1 protein-coding gene is annotated in these 1313 nt (G+C 45.1%); it reads left to right on the forward strand.

What is annotated here, in order from left to right; genetic code table 11:
- Positions 1-1313: multicopper oxidase family protein (locus ACVWYN_RS18340; protein ID WP_457290343.1), on the forward strand; the 1313-nt coding region annotated here is incomplete at both ends.

Raw genomic sequence — 1313 nt, forward strand, 5'->3', positions numbered from 1 at the left:
CGTATTGCAAACGGGGGTGCGTCTTCATATTTCTGGCTAAAATATGCCGGCGGCAAGGTTACGGTAGTAGCTACAGATGGTAATGATGTAGATCCGGTTGAAGTAGACCGGCTGATCATTGCTCCATCCGAAACCTATGATGTTGTTGTTACCATTCCTGAAAACAAGAGTTATGAGTTTTTAGTAACCCCAGAAGACCGTACCAAGTCTGCATCGTTATGGCTGGGCAGCGGTCAGAAAGTACTTGCTGAAAAAATGCCGAAGCTTAAATATTTTGCCGGGATGAAGATGATGAATGGTATGATGGACATGCATGGCAACATGGTGCAAATGGAAGGGATGGAGATGCGTAACCAAACTATGGATATGAACACCGTCATGTACCCTGAAGTCACCGGTGAAGATAATCCAGACCTGGTTACACTCAATTATGGTATGCTTCGTGACCCACACCAAACAACTTTGCCAAAAGGCCCGATGCGGGAACTGAAATTCGACCTGACCGGAAACATGAACCGTTATGTATGGACTCTGGACAATAAAACCGTCTCGGAATCCGATAAGATATTGATTAAAAAGGGGGAGAACTTACGTATCGTTCTATATAATAATAGTATGATGAGACACCCAATGCACCTGCATGGGCATGATTTCAGGGTGCTGAATGGGCAGGGTGAAAATGCGCCGATGAAAAATGTGCTGGACATCATGCCGATGGAAAAAGATACTATTGAATTTGCAGCTTCAGAAGCGGGTGGTGATTGGTTTTTTCATTGCCATATTTTATACCACATGATGAGCGGTATGGGCAGGGTTTTTAGTTACGAGAACTCAGCACCGAACCCCGAAATACCTGACCCAAAACTGGCACAGCGTCGATTGTTTTGGGACGACCAGATGCCGCATCTGATGGGCAAAGTCGGCTTGGAAAGCAATGGAAGTGACGGGCAGGTTATGCTGGCTAACACACGCTGGAAATTAAGTACCATGTGGCATTTAGGAACGGATGCGATGATGGGTTATGAAAGTGAAACCATGCTTGGTCGATATATAGGTCGCAATCAATGGCTTTTCCCTTATGTCGGCTTTGATTATCACTATAAAAAGTTCAATCCCAACGAAAAGAATATATTTGGCAGCGATTACAAGAATATGTTCGGCCAGGTGAGTAACAAAGATAACCGCCATACGGTGGTAGCGGGTGTGGCTTACACACTACCCATGCTATTTGTAGCGGATGCTCGTATCGATGGTAATGGCAAATTGCGTTTCCAGTTAGGACGGGACGATATTCCTATTTCAAGCCGTATGCG

The organism is Pedobacter sp. UYP24, assembly GCF_054057295.1.